The 19,385-nt window shown below is 70.3% G+C and carries 13 protein-coding genes and 3 pseudogenes; 4 read left to right on the top strand and 12 right to left on the bottom strand.

Annotated elements, in window-relative coordinates:
- Positions 1 to 7: 7 nt before the first annotated feature.
- Complete coding sequence (locus OG490_RS00500; RefSeq protein WP_330294267.1) at positions 8 to 1,492, bottom strand: aldehyde dehydrogenase family protein; 1,485 nt, start codon at positions 1,490 to 1,492, stop codon at positions 8 to 10.
- 433 nt (positions 1,493 to 1,925) lie between these two features.
- On the bottom strand, positions 1,926 to 2,381 hold the full coding sequence (locus OG490_RS00495) for a transglycosylase SLT domain-containing protein (RefSeq protein WP_330294266.1): 456 nt from the start codon (positions 2,379 to 2,381) through the stop codon (positions 1,926 to 1,928).
- Between the two features lie 421 nt (positions 2,382 to 2,802).
- Between OG490_RS00495 and OG490_RS00490 the strand changes: the two are divergent.
- Positions 2,803 to 4,246, top strand: a pseudogene (locus OG490_RS00490) (ATP-binding cassette domain-containing protein); the annotation flags it as partial.
- Between the two features lie 355 nt (positions 4,247 to 4,601).
- Positions 4,602 to 5,867, top strand: a complete 1,266-nt coding sequence (locus OG490_RS00485; RefSeq protein WP_443065724.1) for an IS701 family transposase — start codon at positions 4,602 to 4,604, stop codon at positions 5,865 to 5,867.
- A 120-nt stretch (positions 5,868 to 5,987) separates the two neighbouring features.
- Here the strand turns inward: OG490_RS00485 and OG490_RS00480 are convergent, their stop codons facing one another.
- The 7 genes and pseudogenes from OG490_RS00480 to OG490_RS00450 form a co-directional block, all read right to left on the bottom strand.
- Positions 5,988 to 6,872, bottom strand: a complete 885-nt coding sequence (locus tag OG490_RS00480; RefSeq protein ID WP_330294264.1) for an alpha/beta fold hydrolase — start codon at positions 6,870 to 6,872, stop codon at positions 5,988 to 5,990.
- A 99-nt stretch (positions 6,873 to 6,971) separates the two neighbouring features.
- Positions 6,972 to 7,718 carry an SAM-dependent methyltransferase gene (locus OG490_RS00475; protein ID WP_330300724.1) on the bottom strand — a complete coding sequence of 249 codons (747 nt, stop codon included), beginning with the start codon at positions 7,716 to 7,718 and terminating at the stop codon, positions 6,972 to 6,974.
- A gap of 18 nt (positions 7,719 to 7,736) precedes the next feature.
- Positions 7,737 to 8,927: pseudogene (locus OG490_RS00470) on the bottom strand (glycosyltransferase); the annotation flags it as partial.
- A 145-nt stretch (positions 8,928 to 9,072) separates the two neighbouring features.
- Positions 9,073 to 10,284 carry a glycosyltransferase gene (locus OG490_RS00465; RefSeq protein ID WP_330294263.1) on the bottom strand — a complete coding sequence of 404 codons (1,212 nt, stop codon included), beginning with the start codon at positions 10,282 to 10,284 and terminating at the stop codon, positions 9,073 to 9,075.
- 51 nt (positions 10,285 to 10,335) lie between these two features.
- Complete coding sequence (locus OG490_RS00460; RefSeq protein WP_330294262.1) at positions 10,336 to 10,950, bottom strand: AraC family ligand binding domain-containing protein; 615 nt, start codon at positions 10,948 to 10,950, stop codon at positions 10,336 to 10,338.
- The gene (locus tag OG490_RS00455) at positions 10,947 to 11,195 is read right to left on the bottom strand and encodes a hypothetical protein (protein ID WP_330294261.1); all 249 of its coding nucleotides are present in this window, start codon (positions 11,193 to 11,195) and stop codon (positions 10,947 to 10,949) included. The genes OG490_RS00460 and OG490_RS00455 overlap by 4 nt, the downstream gene beginning before the upstream one ends.
- A 78-nt stretch (positions 11,196 to 11,273) precedes the next feature.
- Positions 11,274 to 12,890: a GNAT family N-acetyltransferase gene (locus OG490_RS00450; protein ID WP_330294260.1), complete on the bottom strand. Its 1,617-nt coding sequence runs from the start codon at positions 12,888 to 12,890 to the stop codon at positions 11,274 to 11,276.
- An 80-nt stretch (positions 12,891 to 12,970) separates the two neighbouring features.
- Here OG490_RS00450 and OG490_RS00445 point away from each other — a divergent pair, with 80 nt between their 5' ends.
- A complete protein-coding gene (locus OG490_RS00445) occupies positions 12,971 to 15,901 on the top strand; it encodes an AfsR/SARP family transcriptional regulator (protein WP_330294259.1) in 2,931 nt (976 codons plus the stop codon).
- Between the two features lie 111 nt (positions 15,902 to 16,012).
- Here OG490_RS00445 and OG490_RS00440 read toward each other — a convergent pair.
- The 3 genes and pseudogenes from OG490_RS00440 to OG490_RS00435 form a co-directional block, all read right to left on the bottom strand.
- Positions 16,013 to 16,147 (bottom strand): annotated as a pseudogene (locus tag OG490_RS00440) (sulfate ABC transporter substrate-binding protein); the annotation flags it as partial.
- Positions 16,148 to 16,179: 32 nt separating this feature from the next.
- Positions 16,180 to 16,380 carry a putative leader peptide gene (locus OG490_RS39055; protein ID WP_443065723.1) on the bottom strand — a complete coding sequence of 67 codons (201 nt, stop codon included), beginning with the start codon at positions 16,378 to 16,380 and terminating at the stop codon, positions 16,180 to 16,182.
- Positions 16,381 to 16,442: 62 nt separating this feature from the next.
- On the bottom strand, positions 16,443 to 18,134 hold the full coding sequence (locus OG490_RS00435; protein WP_330294258.1) for an ABC transporter family substrate-binding protein: 1,692 nt from the start codon (positions 18,132 to 18,134) through the stop codon (positions 16,443 to 16,445).
- Positions 18,135 to 18,400: 266 nt separating this feature from the next.
- Here OG490_RS00435 and OG490_RS00430 point away from each other — a divergent pair, with 266 nt between their 5' ends.
- Complete coding sequence (locus tag OG490_RS00430) at positions 18,401 to 19,384, top strand: ABC transporter permease (protein ID WP_330294257.1); 984 nt, start codon at positions 18,401 to 18,403, stop codon at positions 19,382 to 19,384.
- The last annotated feature ends 1 nt before the right edge of the window (position 19,385 follow it).

Raw genomic sequence — 19,385 nt, 5'->3', positions numbered from 1 at the left:
TCCTCCTTCAGCCCGCGAACCAGCGCACGGGGCGCGGGGCGAGGTTCTGGTACACGTGCTTGGTCTCGCGGTACTCGGCCAGGCCCGACGGGCCCAGTTCGCGCCCGATGCCGGACTTGCCGAAGCCGCCCCACTCCGCCTGCGGGAGGTAGGGGTGGAAGTCGTTGATCCAGACGGTGCCGTGGCGCAGCCGGCCGGCCACGCGGCGGCCGCGGCCCGGGTCGGAGGTCCACACCGCGCCGGCGAGGCCGTATTCGGTGTCGTTGGCGAGCGCGACGGCTTCGGTCTCGGTACGGAAGGTCTCGACGGTCAGGACCGGCCCGAAGACCTCCTCCCGTACGACGCGCATCCCGCGGTGGCAGCGGTCCAGCACGGTCGGCCGGTAGAAGTAGCCGGGCCCGTCGGGGCGTTCGCCGCCGGAGCGGAGGACGGCTCCCTCGGCGAGGGCGGAGGCCACGTACTCCTCGGTGCGTTCGCGCTGGGCGGCGGACACCAGCGGTCCGCACTCCACGGCCGGGTCGGTGCCGCGGCCGAGGCGGATCAGGTCGGCCCGGCGGGCGAGTTCGGCGACGAAGCGCTCGGCGACGCTCTCCTCGACGATGAGCCGGGAGCCGGCGGAGCAGACCTGGCCGCTGTGCATGAAGGCGGCGTTGAGGGCCTGGTCGACGGCGGTGTCGAAGCCTTCCTCGGTGGCGCAGGCGTCGGCGAAGACGACGTTGGGGTTCTTGCCGCCGAGTTCGAGGGCGACCTTCTTGACGGAGTCGGCGGCCGCGCGCATCACCTTCGTACCGCTCGTGAGACCGCCGGTGAAGGAGACGAGGTCGACGTCGGGGTGGGCGGCGAGGCGCGCGCCGACGGGGTCGCCGGCTCCGGTGACCAGGTTCGCGACGCCGGCCGGCAGTCCGGCCTCCGCCAGCAGGCCGATGAGGGCCACCGTGGACAGCGGGGTGATCTCGCTGGGCTTGAGCACGAAGGTGTTGCCCGCGGCGAGGGCAGGGGCGATCTTCCAGGAAGCCTGGAGGAGCGGGTAGTTCCACGGGGTGATCAGGGCGCAGACCCCGACGGGCTCGTGGACGACGACGCTGTGGACGTCGGGGGTGCCGGCGTCGACCACGCGGCCCGCGCTCTCGCCGGCGACGAGGTCGGCGAAGTAGCGGAAGGCGTCTGCGACGCAGTCCACGTCCACGCGGCCCTCTTCCAGGGTCTTGCCCGCGTCGCGGCACTCCAGCAGCCCGAGGCGTTCGCGGTCGCGGTGGAGCAGGTCGGCGGTGCGGCGCAGCAGTGCGGCCCGCTCCAGGACGGGGGTCTGGGGCCACTCCCCGCCGTCGAAGGCCGCGCGGGCGGCACTGACGGCCGCGTCGGTGTCCGCGATGCCGCCCTCGGCGACGACGGCGAGGACCGTGGCGTCCGCCGGGTCGAGGACCTCTCGGGTGGCTCCTGATACCGCGGAACGCCAGGTCCCTGCGATGTGGATGGTCGTCTGCTCGGACACGACTCGTGTACCTCCGATTTCGGCACCGCGGCTTACCCGCAGTGGTGTTGCTTGTTCCCGCTTGCCCCGGTCCATGGAAGCTATGTCCCATCCGTCACTGGAAGTGACGGGGGTCACTCCCCGTCACTCCGAGGGGATGCGGGACAGATTGGGGCATATCGAATGCCCTCGGAGGACGGGCGGCGCGTACGGCCGCGACCGGGGAACGCGGGTGGCGCCGACGGCGCCGTGGTCAAGACGCGGTGGGCCGCGTCAACGAGGCGGCCCACCAGGCAGAGGCCGGGACCGTTTTCCAGGAGGCGTCGGTGCCGAGGAAGGCTCGGTGCGCGACGGGGTTCGGTGCCAGAACGGCCGTTGTGGGTGGGATCGGCGGAAGACGCTCGGCTGGGAAGCCCCGGCCGAGCGTTTTCGTGCGCGTGCTGCCGCTGGTGGCTTAGTACCAGTGGTGGTTCTGCCAGAAGCTCCAGGCGCCGACGGGGCTGCCGTAGCGGGAGTTCATGTAGTCCAGGCCCCACTTGATCTGGGTGGCCGGGTTGGTCTTCCAGTCCGAGCCCGCCGAGGCCATCTTCGAGGCCGGCAGGGCCTGGACCAGGCCGTACGCGCCGGAAGAGGAGTTCGTGGCGGTGTGGTCCCAGCCGCTCTCGCGGGAAACGATGTTGTTGAACGCAGCGAACTGGGCCGGGTCCTTGATCATCTGCTGGGCGATCGCCTTGGCGCTCATCGGGGCGGCCTGCGCGGGAACCGCGGCCAGCATGGAACCGGCGACGCCCAGGGCGAGGACGGTACCCGCGAGGGTCTTCTTCGAAGCGGCGATGCGGCGGATGACGGCGTTGGACACGGATTGACCTTCCGAGGGGGACAGGGACGGTCGCAGGCATGCCGAAGACATGCGTGAGCCACTCACGCGAAGGAGAGGGGTTCGTCGGGGGGAGCGGGAGACCGGGGGTGAACCCGGGGGGATCTCCGTCCGCCCTGCGACTCATCCAGTTCTACGGGGGCTTCGCGGGCCCTGGCAACGACCCCTCTACTAGTGGTCTTCGCAGGCGGGCCGGAACGGTCCCCCCGGTGGCCGGTTCGGTATCGGGGCAGGTGGGAGGCGGTGTGAGGGGGCTGGTAGGGGCCGCTTGAGGACTACTATCCCGGTTCGTATGTGACCTGGGTCCTGTGGGGCGGGTCACCGCCGAAGGGCCCAGGTCTCACCCTCCGTGTGCGCCCGTATCTCTTTCAGGGAAAGGTTTGCGGCCGGATCCGCCCCCGGATCGAAGGGAACGGGCGCGTCGAAGGCAGCTTTCCGTATCGCCCGCCGCAGCCTGCTCCGCTTCAGCGTCCGCGGTACCCTCCCCGAGCTGCGCGGCCTCGTCCTGGGCGGGCTGGTGGCGGTGGTCCTGGGCGCTCTGGTGCCCATCGCCACCAGCCGGGTGCTCGGCCAGTACGTACCCGATGCCGAGAACGGCCTCATCGTGCAGACGCCCGTCGCGCCCGTCGCGACCGCCGTCGTCTCGGCCACCTTCATGCTGCTGCAGAACATCTCCATCCTGCGCATGGAAGGCGGCATCGAGGCCACCCTGCAGCCTGCGGTGTGGGACTGGCCGCTCCACCGGCGAACTGGCCGGTGCGGCCATGGGCATCAGCGCCATCCGCCGCGTGCTGTCCGGCATCGGCTCGGTCTGCGCACAGGCGGGCGCGGTGGGCACGATGAACCTCGTGCTGCTGCTCGTCTGCAGCGTGCCGCTGGCGATGGCCGCCCTCGCCATGCTGGCCGTCATCGCGACGGTCTTCCTGGGCCTGGGGCTGTGGCAGCTGCGCTACCAGCGACGGCTGATCAAGCTCGGCAACCGGCTCAACAACCAGGCCTTCCAGACCCTGCGCGGGCTGCCCAAGCTGCGCGTCGCCGCGGCCGAGAGCTTCGCCTACGCAGCCTGGGCGCGGGAGTTCGCCCGTACCCGCGAGCTCCAGCAGCGCATCGGCCGGATACAGAACGTCATCACGGTGCTGGGCGCGGTCTACCTTCCGCTGTGCACGCTGGTGATGTTCGTACTACTGGCCGGACCGGCCCGTGGCGCCCTGTCCGCCGCCGAGTTCCTCACCTTCAGCACCGCCCTGACGATGCTGCTGTCCTCGGTCACGCAGCTGACCGGCGCGCTCATCTCGGCTGCCGCGGTGCTGCCGATGTTCGAGCAGGTCAAGCCGCTCCTGCGGGAGGTCCCCGAGGTGGCGGGCTCCAGCACCCGGCCGGGCGAGCTGACCGGCGCCATCGAGGCCGAGAACCTGTCCTACCGCTACAGCGACGACGGCCCGCTGGTCCTGGACGACGTCAGCTTCCAAATCCGCCAGGGGGAGTTCGTCGCGATCGTCGGTGCCAGCGGCTGCGGCAAATCCACCCTCCTGCGCCTGCTGATCGGCTCCGACAAGCCGGTCTCGGGCAGCGTGCTGCACGACGGCGGCGGCACGGTGTCGGGCGGACAGCGCCAGCGGCTGGTGATCGCCCAGGCGCTCACCAGCAAGCCGCGCATCCTGTTCTTCGACGAGGCCACCAGCGCGCTGGACAACGAGGCCCAGCGCGTGGTCATCGAATCCACCCGCTCCCTGCGCGCCACCCGTATCGTGATCGCCCACCGGCTGTCCACGATCATGGACGCCGACCGGGTGATCGTGATGTCGGACGGCCGCGTCGTCCAGCAGGGCCCACCTGCCGCGCTGCTCGCCGACGCGGCCGGCTTGTTCCACGACCTGGTCCGCCGCCAGCTGCGATGACCGCGGATCGATCCGTCGGCCCCCGGTCGTCAGGTGCCGCGTGAACCAGTCCCGGGCGAGGCCGGCCACTTCGGCCAGTGCGCCCGGCTCCTCAACACAGGAGATGATGCTCGGCGATCAATCGCCTAGTGCTGTGGCCGGAAAGGTTTGCCGGGTTGCGGTGTCCGGTGCGGTGCATCGCAAGGCGGAGGGCCACGTCTCGTACTGGACGTACTTGCGTGGTCCGACAACGCGGCGAGGTGCCGTGCCGGGCGCCGCGACCCGGTGAACCTTTCCGGTCACAGCACTAGTAGGGCTTGGTCAGGTTCAGTCGTTGGTGGCGTGTCCGGATGATCGGTTGTTCCGTTGATCGGGTGTGATGCCTGAGGAGTTGGCTGCTGTCCGGTGTGATCTGGAGGACTTCGCGGCGGAGGTGTTCGAACCGTTCGCACGGGCGGATCAGCGTCGGTGGGGGTCGGTCTACCTGCGCGGGCTGCTGACAGACGGCGGACGCAAGTCCGTCGAGCCGATGGCCGCCCGGCTCGGGGAGGACGGGAACCGGCAGGCCCTGGCACACTTCATCACGTCCAGCCCATGGAACCCGGCCCACGTGCGGGCCCGCCTCGCGTGGATGATGCAGGCGGCGATCAAACCGACCGCGCTGATCATCGACGACACCGGGTTCCTAAAAGACGGCGATGCCTCGGCTTGTGTGACGCGGCAGTACACCGGGACCGCGGGCAAGGTCACCAACTGCCAGGCAGGGGTCTCGCTCCACGTTGCCGGCGACCATGCCTCGGCGGCGGTCGACTGGCGACTGTTCCTCCCGGAGACCTGGGACCCCGCCTCGCCGAAGGCCGATCCCGCGAAGGCGGCCCGCCGGGCGAAGTGCGGCATCCCCGAAGGCTTGGGCCACGTCGAGAAGTGGCAGCTGGCCCTGGACATGGTCGACGAGACACGGTCGTGGGGCCTGGACGTCCCCCTCGCGATCGCCGACGGCGGATACGGGGACACCGCTGCCTTCCGCATCGGCCTGGAGGAACGCGGGATGCACTACGTGGTGGGCATCTCCACCACCGTGACCGCCCAGCCCGGCGACACGGTGCCCTGCACTCCGCCCTACCGCGGCACGGGACGCAGGCCGGCGGCGAGGTATCCCGAACCGGCCCGGAGTGTGAAGAACCTGGTCATCGAGGCCGGGAAGCGGGCGGCCAGGCCGGTGCAATGGCGCGAGGGTTCCCGTCCCGGCACGGGCCGCAGCGGCTTCAAGCGGATGTACTCGCGATTCGTTGCCCTGCGGATCCGGCCCGCCGGCCGAGAGGTCCGCAAAGCCATCGAGGGGCCGGAACTGCCCGCGTGCTGGCTGCTGGCCGAGTGGCCTGCCGATCATGCAGAGCCGATCCAGTTCTGGTTCTCGAACCTGCCCGCGGACACACCGCTGACCGCACTCGTGCGGCTGGCGAAGCTCCGCTGGCGAATCGAGCACGACTACCGCGAGATGAAACAGGCCCTGGGCCTGGCCCACTTCGAGGGCCGCACCTGGGCCGGCTGGCACCACCACGTCACCCTCGTCTCCGCAGCCCACGCCTTCTGCACCCTCCAGCGACTGGCCAGAGCCCCAAAAGAAACGGCGCCGGCCTGACCCTCTACCGGGTCGTCCGCGAACTGCAGACCCTCCTCGCCACCTGGGCCGGCGCCTGCCCCACCTGTCACCGCGACATACCCACACCAACACCAACCTGACCAAGCGCTACTAGCCGGGTCACTCGGCGGCGAACGACGTTTGAGCGGACGGGCCCGGGAGCGTGGCGAGTTCGCCCAGGGCGCGGGCGCTCGGCGCGGGGGAGACCAGCCACTGCAGATGGCTGCCCGCCAGTGTGCGGACGTCGTACGGGTTGTCGGGCGTCAGCTCGTTGCCCTCGCGGATCAGCCGGTCCTGAAGGGCAGGAGGCAGGCTCGTGTCATCGGCCAGGCGGATGTAGGTCTTGGGGATGCGGCCCCAGGTCGCGGCCTGGGCCCGGTCGGCGGAGCCGCCGACGTCGAGGTTCTCGTCGGGCTGGAAGGTGTTCAGGAAGGTGTGGAACTGCTCGTCGGTGCCGTCGGCGAGGAAGGCCGCCTTGAACGCCGCGAGCGCGTCCGGATTCGCGGTGCGGAAGTTGACACGGAGCAGGCCGAGGTCGGCGGGGTTTCCGGCGAGCGCCGAAGCGAAGGCGGCGGGGTCGACCGTGGCCATTTCCGGCTCGGCGTAGTAGTCGCTGACGTCGAGGTGGACCGGGCACCAGGCCGAGACGTAGACCAGGCGGTCGATCAGATCCGGGCGTGCGTTGGCCGCGGCCGTGACCGTGATGCCGCCCCGGCTGTGGGCGACGAGGATCACGGGGCCGTTCCGCTTGGCCCGTTCGAGGACCCCGATGAGGTGCGCGACGTTGTCGGCGAGCGTGACGCCCTTGATCGAGCCGGGCGCGGTGGCCAGCCCCTCGGGGTCCTGCGGGGACTGGTAGGCGCGGGTGAAGGTGGCCTGGAACCCGTGGCCGGGCAGGTCGACGGCGACCGAACGGTGCCCGAGGAGGCCGAGTTCGGCTTGGAGGGGTGCGAAGGAGAAGGAGTTCGCGAAGGCTCCGTGCACGAGTACGAAGGTCGGTTGCATCCGTGTTGTCACTTTCCGGCCGCCGCGCTTGGGCGTCGGCCATCGGGTCGGTCGGCCCTGGGTGTCCGGGCCTGAAGAGCGGGTTGGCGGGCAGCAGCCCTATGAGGTCAGATCCGATGTCTGACGCAGGACCAAGCAGAGGAAGCCGAAGCTGTCCCGGTACCCGTGCAGCCAATCCGAACGCGCGGCGTTGGCCGTCTCCAGTACCTGTGCGGCGGCCGGATCGGCAGGGTGGTCCAGAGCCCATGCGGCCAGCGAGCCCCAGCAGGCCCACTCGTAGGCGTCCAGCTCGCCGCGGGTGCTGGCATGGCCGTGGACGGGGGTCCATCCGTCGGCGACGACGCTGTCCACCGTGGTCGCCAGGTCGGCGAGGTCACCGAACATCTCGACTGCCTCTGGTGAAGGGGCGCGGTCCCAGAACGACTCGCCGATCAGAACGCGGCCGCCCGGAGCCAGGTGCTTGCGTGCCGCCGCTAGGGTGGGGAGGAGACCGCCGAATGCGTGCGCGGCGCCGACGCTGATCACCAGGTCGAACGGCTGAGGAGAGCCGAAGTCCGCGGCCTCCTGCTGGTGGAGTACCAGCCGCTCTCCGACTCCGAGTTCGCTCGCTGCCTGGCGGGCCTTCCTCAGGGAGATTTCGGAGACGTCGACGCCCTCGGCGTGCAGGTGCGGGCGCTCCGCCAGGGCGCGCAGGAGCCACTCCGCCGTGCCGCATCCGAGGTCGAGCACGCGCTCGTCGCCTCGCGGGAGGCCGTGTTCGAGCAGCCGACTGACCGACTCGTCGGCGAGCGGAGATTTGATCGGGTGGTCGCAGTGGGCGATCGCGGAGATCTGTTCGCGGGTCATCGGCGCGGTGTGCCCCGTGTCGAGGATCAGCTTCGCGGCCACCGCCGTGCCGTCGGTGCGGATCGTGGCGGCGACGGCCTTCGCCCGTGCGCCGGTCTCCGGGGTCAGGGCCGCCCCGAGTGCGGCGGACAGGGATTCGAAGGTCGGGGTCGGGCCGTCGTGGGCCGCGCCGATGCCCAGTTCGGCCACGCGGGCGGCCCAGTGCGGCTGGTCCACGAACTGGGGTACCACCACCTGGGGTGCACCGGCCCGGGCCGCGGTGGTCGTGGTGCCCGCACCGCCGTGGTGGACGACGGCCGCGACCCGGCGGAACAGGGACTGGTGGTTGACGTCGCCGACGGCGAAGCAGTCGTCCGAGTCGTCCACCAGGCCCAGGTCGGCCCAGCCGCGGGAGACGAGCACGCGGTGGCCCTGCGCGCGGGCCGCTTCGACCGTTGTCCGGGCGATGTCGGAGGCCGTTCCCATGGGCATGCTGCCGAAGCCGACGTACACCGGTGGGGTGCCGGCGTCCAGGAACGCCTCCAGATCGGCGGGCAGGGGGCGTTCGTCGGGCAGCATCCACGCGCCGGTCTGTATGACGTCGAGGTTCGTCAGCTGCTGCCAGGGGCCCAGGACCGGGTCCACCGCCAGCCACGGCTGTTCGGTGAACACGTGGTCGCGGACGTTGTCCACCGGGGCGAGGCCGATCGCCGCGCGGTGGGCGTTGAGGGGCTGGAGGTAGAGGGCGTCGACCTTCTGGGCGTCCAGGTCCCACAGGGCCTGGTTGTCGGTCATGCCGGGCGGAGCCGGCGGGCCGGGCCGCGGCGACGGCAGGTAGTGGGCGGAGGGCATCTCGAACGGGTGGAAGCCCGCGTATACGTAGCGGATGCCCAGCTTCTCGGCCACCGACCGGGCCCCGGCCGGCATCAGACCGCTCGCCACCAGCACGTCACAGTCTTCGGCCGCTTTGCCGACCGTGTCGAAGTGCTCGGCGACGAGCTCGGCCGCGAACGCGGCCGCGTCCGACGGCGGCGCTCCCGTCCGCAGCGCGCGCACGTCCCGCCCGAAGGGCACCAGTTCGGCGCCTGCACCGGCCAGCAGCTCCGCGAACTCCTCGTCCGGCGGCGCGCACACGCGGACCTCCGCGCCGAGACTCCGCAGCTCAGCCGCCAGTCCCGCCAGCGGCGCGATGTCGCCGCGGGATCCGTACGCCATCAACAGCACACGCATGTCGTCCTTCTCATTTCTGTGGATGCCGGTCTCCGCCGGCAATCGTGCGGCAGGACCCGGTCTTCCGGGTCGTGCCCCCGGCCCCTTGGGCCGGTTCGTGTCGGGTGGTGGTTGCCGCGCGGTGGTTGCCTGACGCGGCACTAGCTCAGCCGACAGTGTCGAGGAGCAGCTTCGCCGCCCGCGTCGCACCGTCGGCGCGGACCGTGTCGGCCACGGCCTTGGCCCGGCCGACGGTGTCCGGGGCCAGGGCCGTCCTGAGCGCGGCCGACAGGGACTGGGCGGTCGGAACCGGGCCGTCGTGGGCCACGCCGATGCCCAGTTCGGCCACCCGGGCGGCCCAGTACGGCTGGTCCGCCAGCTGGGGCACCACCACCTGCGGAGCGCCGGCCCGAGCGGCCGTCGTCGTCGTACCCGCGCCGCCGTGGTGCACGACGGCAGCCACTCGTCCGAACAGCTGCTGGTGGTTGACCTCGCCGACGGTGAAGCAGTCGTCCCGGTCGTCGATGAGGCCCAGTTCCGCCCAGCCCCGCCCCACGAGGACCCGGCGGCCCTGCGCGCGGACCGCCTCGATGGCCACCCGGGCGGCCTCCTCGCCTCCGCGTACGGCCATGCTGCCGAAGCCCACGTACACGGGCGGCGCGCCGGCCTCGAGGAAGGTCACCAAGTCCTCCGGGAGCGGCCGCTCGTCGGGCAGTACCCACGCGCCTGTCTGTACGACGTCGAGGTCCGGCGTCTCCAGCCAAGGGTCCAGCACCGGGTCCGTCGCCAGCCACGGCCCTTCGCCGAAGGCGTAGTCGCGGACGTGGTCCACCGGGGGCAGGCCGATCGACGCCCGGTTGGTGTTGAGCGCCTCACCGAACAGCGCGTCGATGCTCCGGGCGTCCAGCTCCCACAGTGCCCGGTTGTCGGTCACCTCCGGTGGGAACGGCCGCCCCGGGTAGGCCAGCGGCGGGCGCTGCGGCGACGGCAGCGTCAGCTGCTGGAAGGTCACGGACACGTAGCGGATGCCCAGCTTCTCGGCCACCGACCGCGCTCCGGCGATGGCCGGCATCGCGCCCGTGGCCACCAGTAGATCGCAACCCTCTGCCACGGCGGGGATCACCTTGAACTGACTGGCAATCAACTCCGCCGCGCGCTGCGGCAGATTGGCCTTCGACGGCGCCGGGGCCGCGGTCGTCAGCGCGCGCGCCGACTGGCCGACGCCCACCACGGACACGCCTATCCCGGCCAGCCGCTCCGCGAAGTCCTCGTCCGGCGGCGCGCACACCCGCACCTCCGCGCCGAGTTCCCGCAACCGCACCGCGAGCCCCACCAGCGGCTCGACGTCCCCACGCGACCCGTATGTAGACAACAGCACACGCACTTCTTGAATCTCCTGTATTCCGTAGTCTGGCGAATCGTGCTGCCTTCACCCTCCACTCGAGACGGGCGAAGGGCAGTGGGAATGATCAATTGTGTCTCTTGAATCACCGCGCCCAGGGCAGTTCAGGGTGCCCTCTGTGCCGGGAACGGAGGCGACTCCGTCGGCGGGCATCGAGACTTGTGCCTCGGCCCGTTCCAGGGAGCGGATCCGGCGGAGACGGCCCGCCGGCAGGATCAGGGTCCGGCCGGCCGCGACCTTCACCGTACGACCGCGGCAGGTCACCTCCAGCGTGCCCGCGGTGACCGTCCAGACCTGCGCCCGGCTGATGGAGTGCTCGGGCCGGTGGCGCCGGCCTCCATCGTGACCGTCCAGGTGCTGAGTTCGGTGCTGCCGCGGCTGGGGGCCGCCAAGCCGGCCATGGCGGCGTTCGGGGAGATGGTGAGGGATCAGACCGGCCGCCCGCTGGTCGCGCTGCTCGGGCGGGAGGACGTCCGTACCTCCGCGGGGCAGGACGACGTCTATGGCGGCGTCTTCGCGCCTCGGGGACACGAAGCCGTCGTCTGCCATGGCCACTTCGTAGCCGAGGTGGGTGCACAGGAACGCGCGGGAGGCGTCCACGTCGGCGACGGTCAGGGAGAGGGTGGAGGAGGAGACGTTCATGACAGCGCCTTCGCGAAGTGAGTGAGGGGGAAACCGGTGTCGAACGCCCGCCCGCCGACCGGGTCTTGGACGACGGTCACCGCAGGATCGGAGCTGATGGGCGTGCGGGAGGCGACGTACTGCGTCAGGTAGGCGTACGGGCTGGTGGGCCCGGCCTTCAGGTCCGGGTCATGGGTCGCGTGGGCTCCGGCCCTTGCGATGGGGCGGTCCAGAGCGGCGGATATGTAGCAGATGAGCCTTCGCACGTGCTTCTCGCTTCTCGTTTCCTCGAGTCGGAGGTGGGGTGAGGCTTGGGCGGGGGTGGATGTGGCGGTGGTCACGGATCAGGTCGCGGGCACGTCGAGCTGGAGCTCGCACGTGCGCCGGTAGGAGCGGAACCCCAGGCGGTGGTTGACCGCCAGCATGTGGACGTTGTCGTCGGCGTTGTCCGTCTCGATCTCGACGACGGCGGGGTACTCGGCGCGCAGCCGGTTCGCCATGGTGGCCTTGACCCACAACCCGAGCCCGTGGCCCCGGTGTTCTGGCACGACCGCCGTGTCGTACTGCTGGACCCGCGGCGGCGCACCGCGGGGGATCAGGATCTCGGTGTAGCCGGCCATGGAGCCGCTGTCGTGCACGGCTGCGACGGTCAACAGGGTGTCCCCGCGGTCGGCGACCACCGCGGCCATGGCGCGAACGCGGTCCGCGTCCCACGCCACACTCCCGTAGTCCAGGTCGCCGACGGGCATGTCGTTCATCGCGTTCTTGGCAGCGGCGAAAGCGGCGGCGAGGTCGTCTGGAACCGTTCCGGTCCAGCCGGTCAGCCGGTACCCGGGGTGCTTGGCATCGGCGATCCGGAGCAGGTCGGCCCCGTCCGTCTCGTCGAGGCGCAGCACGAGGTGACTCAAGGCCAGTGCCCGGCGGAAGCCCCGTCGTCCGCTGAAGGCTTCGCCCGGACCGTCGGCCGCGGCCGTGGCGATCAGGCTGCGCCGGCTCTCGGCGCGGCAGGCGGCAACGACCGCTGACAGCAGGAGGGAGCCGGTTCCCCGGCGCCGGTGTGCGGGGTCGACGTGGAGTTCCAGCTCGGCCAGGTGCTCCTGGCCCGCGGAGGTGAACACCCTCAGGGCGGCGACTCCGATGGGGAGCCCGTCCGTGCCGGTGGCCAGCCACATCAGCCGGCGGCTGCCCAGAGCGGGCTGGGTGAGCTGGGCGTGGACCTGTCCGGGGTCGGGGACCGGAACGCCGGGCAGGTCGTGGGCCGTCGAGGCCGCGACGACCCGATGCCAGGCGATGGCTTCGGCGGCCGAGACGTGCTGGAGCGGGTTGACTTGTGCTGATGTGGGCAAGGTGACGGCCTTCGTGGTCGAGTCGGGCGTACGTCGGACACTCGGGGCATTTCGCGTACTTGGGGCGCTCGTCCAGTCGGTGTGGCGCACGAGCGGCCAGTCGACGTCGATACGGGCTGCCGTGGCGAGGTAGTTGGTGAACACGTTGAGAGAGACATGGGCGATGACCTCGACGATCTGCCCATCGGACAGGCCGGCGCGCCGGGCCGCGGCCAGCTGCTCGTCGGCAACGGTTCCGCGGTCGCGAACCGTCGCGGCGGCCAGCTCCAGGACTGCGGCGGCCCAGGGGGCGTCGGCCTTGCCCCGGCGTGCGCTGGTGGCCTCGGCCGCACTCAGCCCGGCCACCACGGTCCCGCGGAACGCATGCACGGACAGGCAGTAGTCGGACCCGTTCTCCTGCGCCACGAGCAACGCGATGCTCTCGCGCACGTCCGCCGGCAGGGTTCCCTCCGCGCTCAGCGTGGTGACGACGCCCAAGTACCCCTTCAGTACGGCCGGGCTGTTGGCCATCACCCTGGCCAAGTTGGGGATGACCCCCAGGGCGCGGTGCGTGGCGGTGAACAGAGCTGCGGTTTCACCGGTCGCAATCTCCGGTTCAACGGTGTGGAGTGACATGCCGGTAACCATGCGGCTTGATCTTGATACATTCGCGATGCTTCTTCGATGCACGCACTGGTGACCCCGGGAGTAACGGCATGCGGTTCACGATCCTCGGCCCGGTGGAGGCCGTGGCTCCCGGTTCGGATGCGCCCGGTCTGGCTCCCCGTCATCGTGCGGTACTCGCCTACTTGTTGCTGCACTCCGGGGTCGCGATCAGTACGGATCGCCTGATCGACGCGATGTGGGGGCCGCTGCCACCGGATTCCGCCCGCGCACAGATCCAGACCACGGTCGCCGCGATCCGACGGATGCTGCGCGCTTCGGAAGCCGACGGGATGCTGGCCACGCGACCGGCCGGGTACGTGATCACCCCCGAACCGGGGCAACTCGACCTGGACGAGTTCACCAGCCTGACCGCCAGAGCAGCGGCCGTCTCCGACGAGCCGGGGGACGCCGCGGACCAGATACGTGCTGCGCTGGCGCTGTGGCGGGGGGAGCCGCTGGCCGACATCACCGCCCATTACGTCCAGAGCGCCAGAGTGCGTCTCAACGGCCAACTGCTGACCGCCGTCGAGCGCCTGGCCGAGTTGGAACTGGCCCGGGGGCGTCACGCAGACCTGATCGACGAACTGTCCGTCCACGCGGCCGCCAACCCCTTGCGGGAACGGCTCTGCTCCCAGCTGATGCTCGCCCTGCACCGCGCCGGACGCCAGACCGACGCGCTGGACGTGGCAAGAACCTTCCGGGCGACCCTGGCCGATCAGCAGGGACTGGACCCCGGCCACGCATTCGGCAAGCTCGAACAGGACATCCTGCAGGACGCCCCCGGTCTACGGCCACCGGTCACCGCGCCGGCGAAGCCGCAGGGGATCAACTTCCTGCCCTACGACGTCCCGGACTTCACCGGACGCGAGGGCGAGCTGGACGGCTTGATCCGCCTATGGTCGGGCAACAACGGTGGCGTCGTGACGATTTCGGCGATCGACGGAATGGCCGGGGTAGGCAAGACGACGCTCGCGGTCCACGCGGGACACCGCCTCGCGGACCACTTCCCGGACGGACAGCTCTTCATCGACCTGCAGGCGCACACCGCCGGACAGGCGCCGCTCGACGCCGGTGCCGCGCTCGAGATGCTCCTGGGACAACTCGGCGTGCCCACCCAGCAGATACCCGCGTCGGTCGCCGACCGCGCCGCGCTGTGGCGGTCCGAACTCGCCGGCCGCCGCGTGCTGGCCGTGCTGGTCAACGCCCTCGGCGCCGACCAGGTACGCCAGTTGCTGCCCGGCTCCTCCCGTGTCCTCATCCTGATCACCAGCCGCCGGCGGCTCACCGACCTGGACGGGGCACATGCCCTGTCCCTGGACGTGCTGCCCGCCGCGGACGCCTTGGAACTGTTCACGGCGATCGTCGGCCAACGGGCGGCGGCCGAACCCCTGGCCGTCCTCGACGTCCTGCAGCTGTGCGGATTCCTGCCGCTGGCCGTCCGGATCGCCGCCGCCCGCCTGCACCATCGCCCGCGCTGGACCGTCGCCTACCTGGCCGACCGGCTCCGCGACCAGCGCCGCAGGCTCTCCGAGCTGGCCACCTCGGAGCGAGGAGTGGCAGCGGCGTTCACGCTGTCCTACGAGCAGCTGACCGCGGACCAGCAGCGGATGTTCCGGCTCCTGGGGCTCCAGCCAGGACGCGATATCAGCCCCGAGGCGGCGTCCGCGCTGGCCGGCCTCCCGCTGGAGGAGGCCGAGACGCTCCTGGAAGACCTCCTGGACGCCCACGTCCTGACCCAGCACCAGCTCGGCCGCTACACCTTCCACGATCTGCTGCGCGAACACGCTCTCGCCACCGCGGCCCTCCAGGAACCGCCGGGCGCCCAGCGCGAGGCCCTCGACCGGCTGTTCCACCACTATCTCCACACGGCGTGCGCGGCCATCGACCACCTCTACCCCGAGGGCAGGAACCGCAGGCCGCGAATCCCCGCGCCGGACACCCCGGCCTGGCCCCCGCGGGACGAGGCCGAGGCGATCACCTGGCTGGACGGCGAACGCGCGAACCTCATGGCGTCCGCCCAGTACGCGGCCGAGCACGACTGGCTCCCGCACGTCGGCCAACTGGCCGCCACCTTGCACCGCTACCTGCTGGGCCACGCCCACCAGGCCGACGCCCTGGCCCTCAACGGCCTGGCGCTGCGAGCCGCCCGCCGGAGCGGCGACACAGCCGCCGAAGCCCGTACGCTCATCGACGGCGGTCAGGTGTACTTCTGGTGGCACGGCGACTACGAGCAAGCGGCCGAGCACTTCCGGCACGCCCTGGACCTCGCGCGCGAGATCGGCGACCAGGGCCTCGCGGCCAGCGCACTGGCGGCCCTCGGCACCATCTCCACGCGGCGGCGGGAATACGACCGGGCCCACGACCAGTGCGCGCAGTCGCTCGTGCTCTTCCGGGAGCTCGGCGATCGCGGTGGCGAAGCCAGATGCCTGACCGACCTCGGCATCGTCCACGAACGACAAGGACGTTACGAGGACGCCCACGAGCACCACCGGCAATCGCTGATCGCGTACCGCGAGACGGGGTCCCGCATCGGCGAAACCGTCGTGCTGAACAACATCGGGCTGCTGTACCAACGGCAAGGCCGCTACGACGAGGCCCGGCACCATCACCGCCAGGCCCTCGACCTGAGCCGCAGGTTCGACTTCCCCGGAGACGAGGCCGAGTCGCTCAACGCCCTGGCGGAGGCCACCCGGTCCATGGGCAACCTTGCCGAGGCGGCGGCCGAACACCACAACGCGCTGACCATCGCTAGCGAGTTCAGCTACCGCCCCGAGCAGGCCCGCGCCCACGACGGCCTGGCGCACGTCCACCGCGACGTCGGCCGCATCGACCTCGCCCACGACCACGCCCAACAGGCCCTTGGTCTTTACACTGCCCTCGCGGTCCCCGAGGCCGACGAGATCCGCACCTTTCTCACCGGGCTGCCGCCGACTCCGAGCGAGCCCGAACCGTCGGCATCCACCACCGACCAGCCGTCTTGAACGCCATCAACCAGCACCTCGAACGCGCGTTCAGCATCCGTGGAACGGCATGGACCGCGCGGGGTGCTCAGAGCCGCCGGAAGGGGGCTTTCGCGTTGGTGGCTTGCCGGTGTTCGCGGAAGCCTTCGCCTTGTCCTGGTGGGCGTTGATCCACTCGTTCGTCTTGACCGTGCCGCGCAGCACGGCCTCGACCACGTTCGGGTGCTCCCTGAGGGACGCCTGCGACACGACGATGTTCGTGATCACACTGTGCGTGGAGCGAGGCCCTACGTATGACGTCAGGCGGGCTGACAGATGGCGCTGGACGTCCGAACCAGGTCGATGTGCCGACGGGTGGCAAGAGCGGGCAGCAGACGGTGCGCATGGTGTGGTGTTCGCGCTCGGCGTGGGCGCGGTGGATCAGCCAGGAGGCCCGGATGTTGTCCTGGCCGGCCGTCGGCGTAGCCGTCTGGTCCAGCACGCTGTGCATCGCTGGGCATCGGCCGGGACACCCGGCCGGACATCCGGTGGGATGACCGGTCGGGTGTCCCGGCCCGGCGGTTCAGTTCTGCCAGCCCACCTTCGTGTAGTCGACGTCCGCAAGGCCGGCCGCGCCGTAGTTGGCGAGGCCCTTGCGGTCCGCCGTGACCTCCGGGCGCTGGTACAGCTCGATGGAGTGGCCCAGCTTGAAGATCTCGGCGTCGGCCTCGTTGTAGAGCTTCAACGCCTCGGCGTGGTCCGTGGTCTGGCCGGCCTTCTTGAGCAGCTCGTCGATCCGCGGGCTGCCGACCGAACCGAAGTTCTGGAAGAGGTTGTCGCCCTGCGGCTGCTGGAAGACCGGGATGAGCTTCGAGGTGTAGGCCTCGTCGACGTTGCGGAAGCTGACGAGGTCGAAGTTCCCGGTGTTCACGAACTTGCCGAAGTAGTCGTTCGCCGGGACCTTCTTGATGTCGACCTTCACGCCGACGGCGCTCAACTGCTGCTGCACCAACTGGGCCTGGTCCTCCTGAGAGGACGAACCGCCCGCGCTGAGGGTGTAGTCCAGGGTCAGCTCCTTGCCGTCCTTGGTCCGCGGCTTGCCCTGGCCCGCGTCCTTCCAGCCGGCCTCTTCGAGGAGCTTGTTCGCCTTCGCCGGGTCGTAGGCGTCGAACTCGCTGGAGTTGTCCTTGTAGCCCGCCTGGTTCGGCATGAAGAAGTGGTTGTTCAGCGGCTTCAGTTCGAAGGAGAGGTCCTTGGCGAAGCTGGCGTTGATGCCCTTGCGGTCGATGGCCGCTTGGAGCGCGTTGCGCACCTTGACGTCCTGGAGCGGGCCGCGCCCGGCGTTGAGGGTGATGTGGACCTCGTCCCAGCGGGCGCCGCGCCGAATGTCCGTCGCGGGGTCCTTGACCAGCCGCTTGTAGTCCTCCGGCAGCAGCGCGGGTGCTTCGTCCAGCTCCTTGTTGAGGAAGGCCTCGGTGCGCGCCGAGCGGTCCAGGACGCGGTAGACGAGCGAGTCCAGCTTGGGCTTGTCACCCCACCATTGGGGGTCGGGAACCAGCGTGATGGTCTGCGCGGTCTTGTCGTAGGTGCCGATCTTGAAGGCGCCCGCGGTGACCGGCGCCTTCTCCGTCCAGCCCTTGTTGAACTTCTCGGGGGTGTCGGTGTACGCGGCCGGGTACAGCGGGTCGAAGAGTCGCGTCCAGTCGGCGTACGGAGTGTTGAACGTGATCTTCACCCCGTGCTCGTCGGCGCCCTGCTCGACCTTCGCGATCTGGTCGTAGCCGGAGGTGTCCGCCGCCTCGTACGCCTTGTCGGAGCCGTTCTGCGCTTTCCACTGCGCCTCGAAGTCCTTCCAGCTCAAGGGCGTTCCGTCGGACCAGTGCGCCTTCGGGTTGAGCTGGTACTCCACCACTTGCGGGCTGGTCGAGACGACCTTCGCCGAGGCCAGGAATGCCGGGTTCGGCTGACCGACACCCTTCGCGTCCGCGTAGAAGAGGTGCGGGAGCACGGTCCTGGCGATCTCCGAGCCGTCGCCCTGCTGTCCGTCCACCTGGTTGACGTTGTACTGGGTGATCCACTGGTCGATCGCGATCCTGAGCGAGCCGCCCTGTTTGAGGGAGCTCACCGGCTGTGCGTTGATGTTCTGCCCGTCGACCGCCGGCGCCTCCTCCTTCTTCGATGATGCGCCGTCGTCCGCGCCGGAGGAGTCGCAGGCCGACACCAACAAGGTGGCCGACAGGACTGCGGCTGCGGCGATGACCGTGGTTCTGCGCATCGGGACACTTCCTCCGGTTGTGGGGCGGCCTGAGCGGGACCGCGGCAGGGCCGACCGTAGGAGATCTTGCGCTCCTGGGGGAGGCCTGCTGGAATCTCGCTATGTTTTCTTAGCATGTCCGCAACAAGTAGCGGTCAAGCTGTGTGAACAAGCCGAAGAAAACGCCAGGTTGACCTGCCACGGCCGTGATCCCCGAACCGCCTCCGGGTGTCGCGTTCTCCTGACGATCCCCCGTGGATCACGAGCACTTGCGGAGGTTCACACCCGTGGCCGCCTACCTCGCCAAGCGGCTCGGCTACTACGCCGTGCTGTTGCTGGCCGCCGTCTGTCTCTCGTACCTGCTCGCCTCTTACGCGCTCGACCCGCGGGCGTACTACGAGGGCCGCCAACCCCCTTTGTCGCCCGCCTCGGTGGACCACCACCTCACCGCGCTCGGCGTCAACGACCACACCCCGCTCGTCTCCCGCTTCTCCGCGTGGGCCGGACGCGCCCTGCGCGGCGATCTCGGACAGACCATCGACGGAACCCCGGTGGGCGCCGAGTTCGGGCGGCGGATCGGTGTCAGTCTGCGGCTGCTGCTCCTCGGCACGATTGCCGGGACCGTGATCGGAGTGCTCGCCGGGGCCTGGACCGCGGTGCGCCAATACCGTTTCTCCGACCGGGCAATGACGCTCGCCTCCTTCGTGTTGCTCTCGACTCCCGTCTTCCTCCTGGCTGTTCTGCTGAAGATCGGCGCGATCTGGATCAACACGAAGACCGGTGCCGACGTCATCCAGTTCACCGGCGAGAAGAGCCCCGGCGTCGAGACCGGCTTCTGGGCGGTGTTCAAGGACCGGGGCGTCCACCTGCTGCTGCCCACCATCTCCATCGGACTCGGCGTGATCGCCGGCTACAGCCGCTACCAACGCTCCACCATGCTGGACGTGCTCGGATCGGACTACCTGCGCACCGCCGCAGCCAAGGGCCTGAGCCGCCGGACGGTGCTGCTCAAACACGGCCTGCGAACCGCCCTGATTCCCATGTCGACGTACTTCAGCTACGGATTCCTGGCCCTGTTCACCGGCGCCACCTTCACCGAGACGATCTTCGGCTGGCACGGGATGGGCGAATGGTTCATCTCCTCCATCGGCAAGAACGACGTCAACTCGGTCGTCGCTGTCAACGTGTTCGCCGCCGTGACGGTGCTCCTGTCCGGCTTCCTCGCGGATGTACTGCACGCCGCGCTCGACCCGCGCATCCGCAACGCCTGAC

Origin of the sequence: Streptomyces sp. NBC_00503 (assembly GCF_036346895.1) — a bacterium.
Lineage (GTDB): Bacteria > Actinomycetota > Actinomycetes > Streptomycetales > Streptomycetaceae > Streptomyces.
Note: the sequence above shows the minus strand (reverse complement) of the source record. Positions and strands in the feature narration are given on the sequence as shown.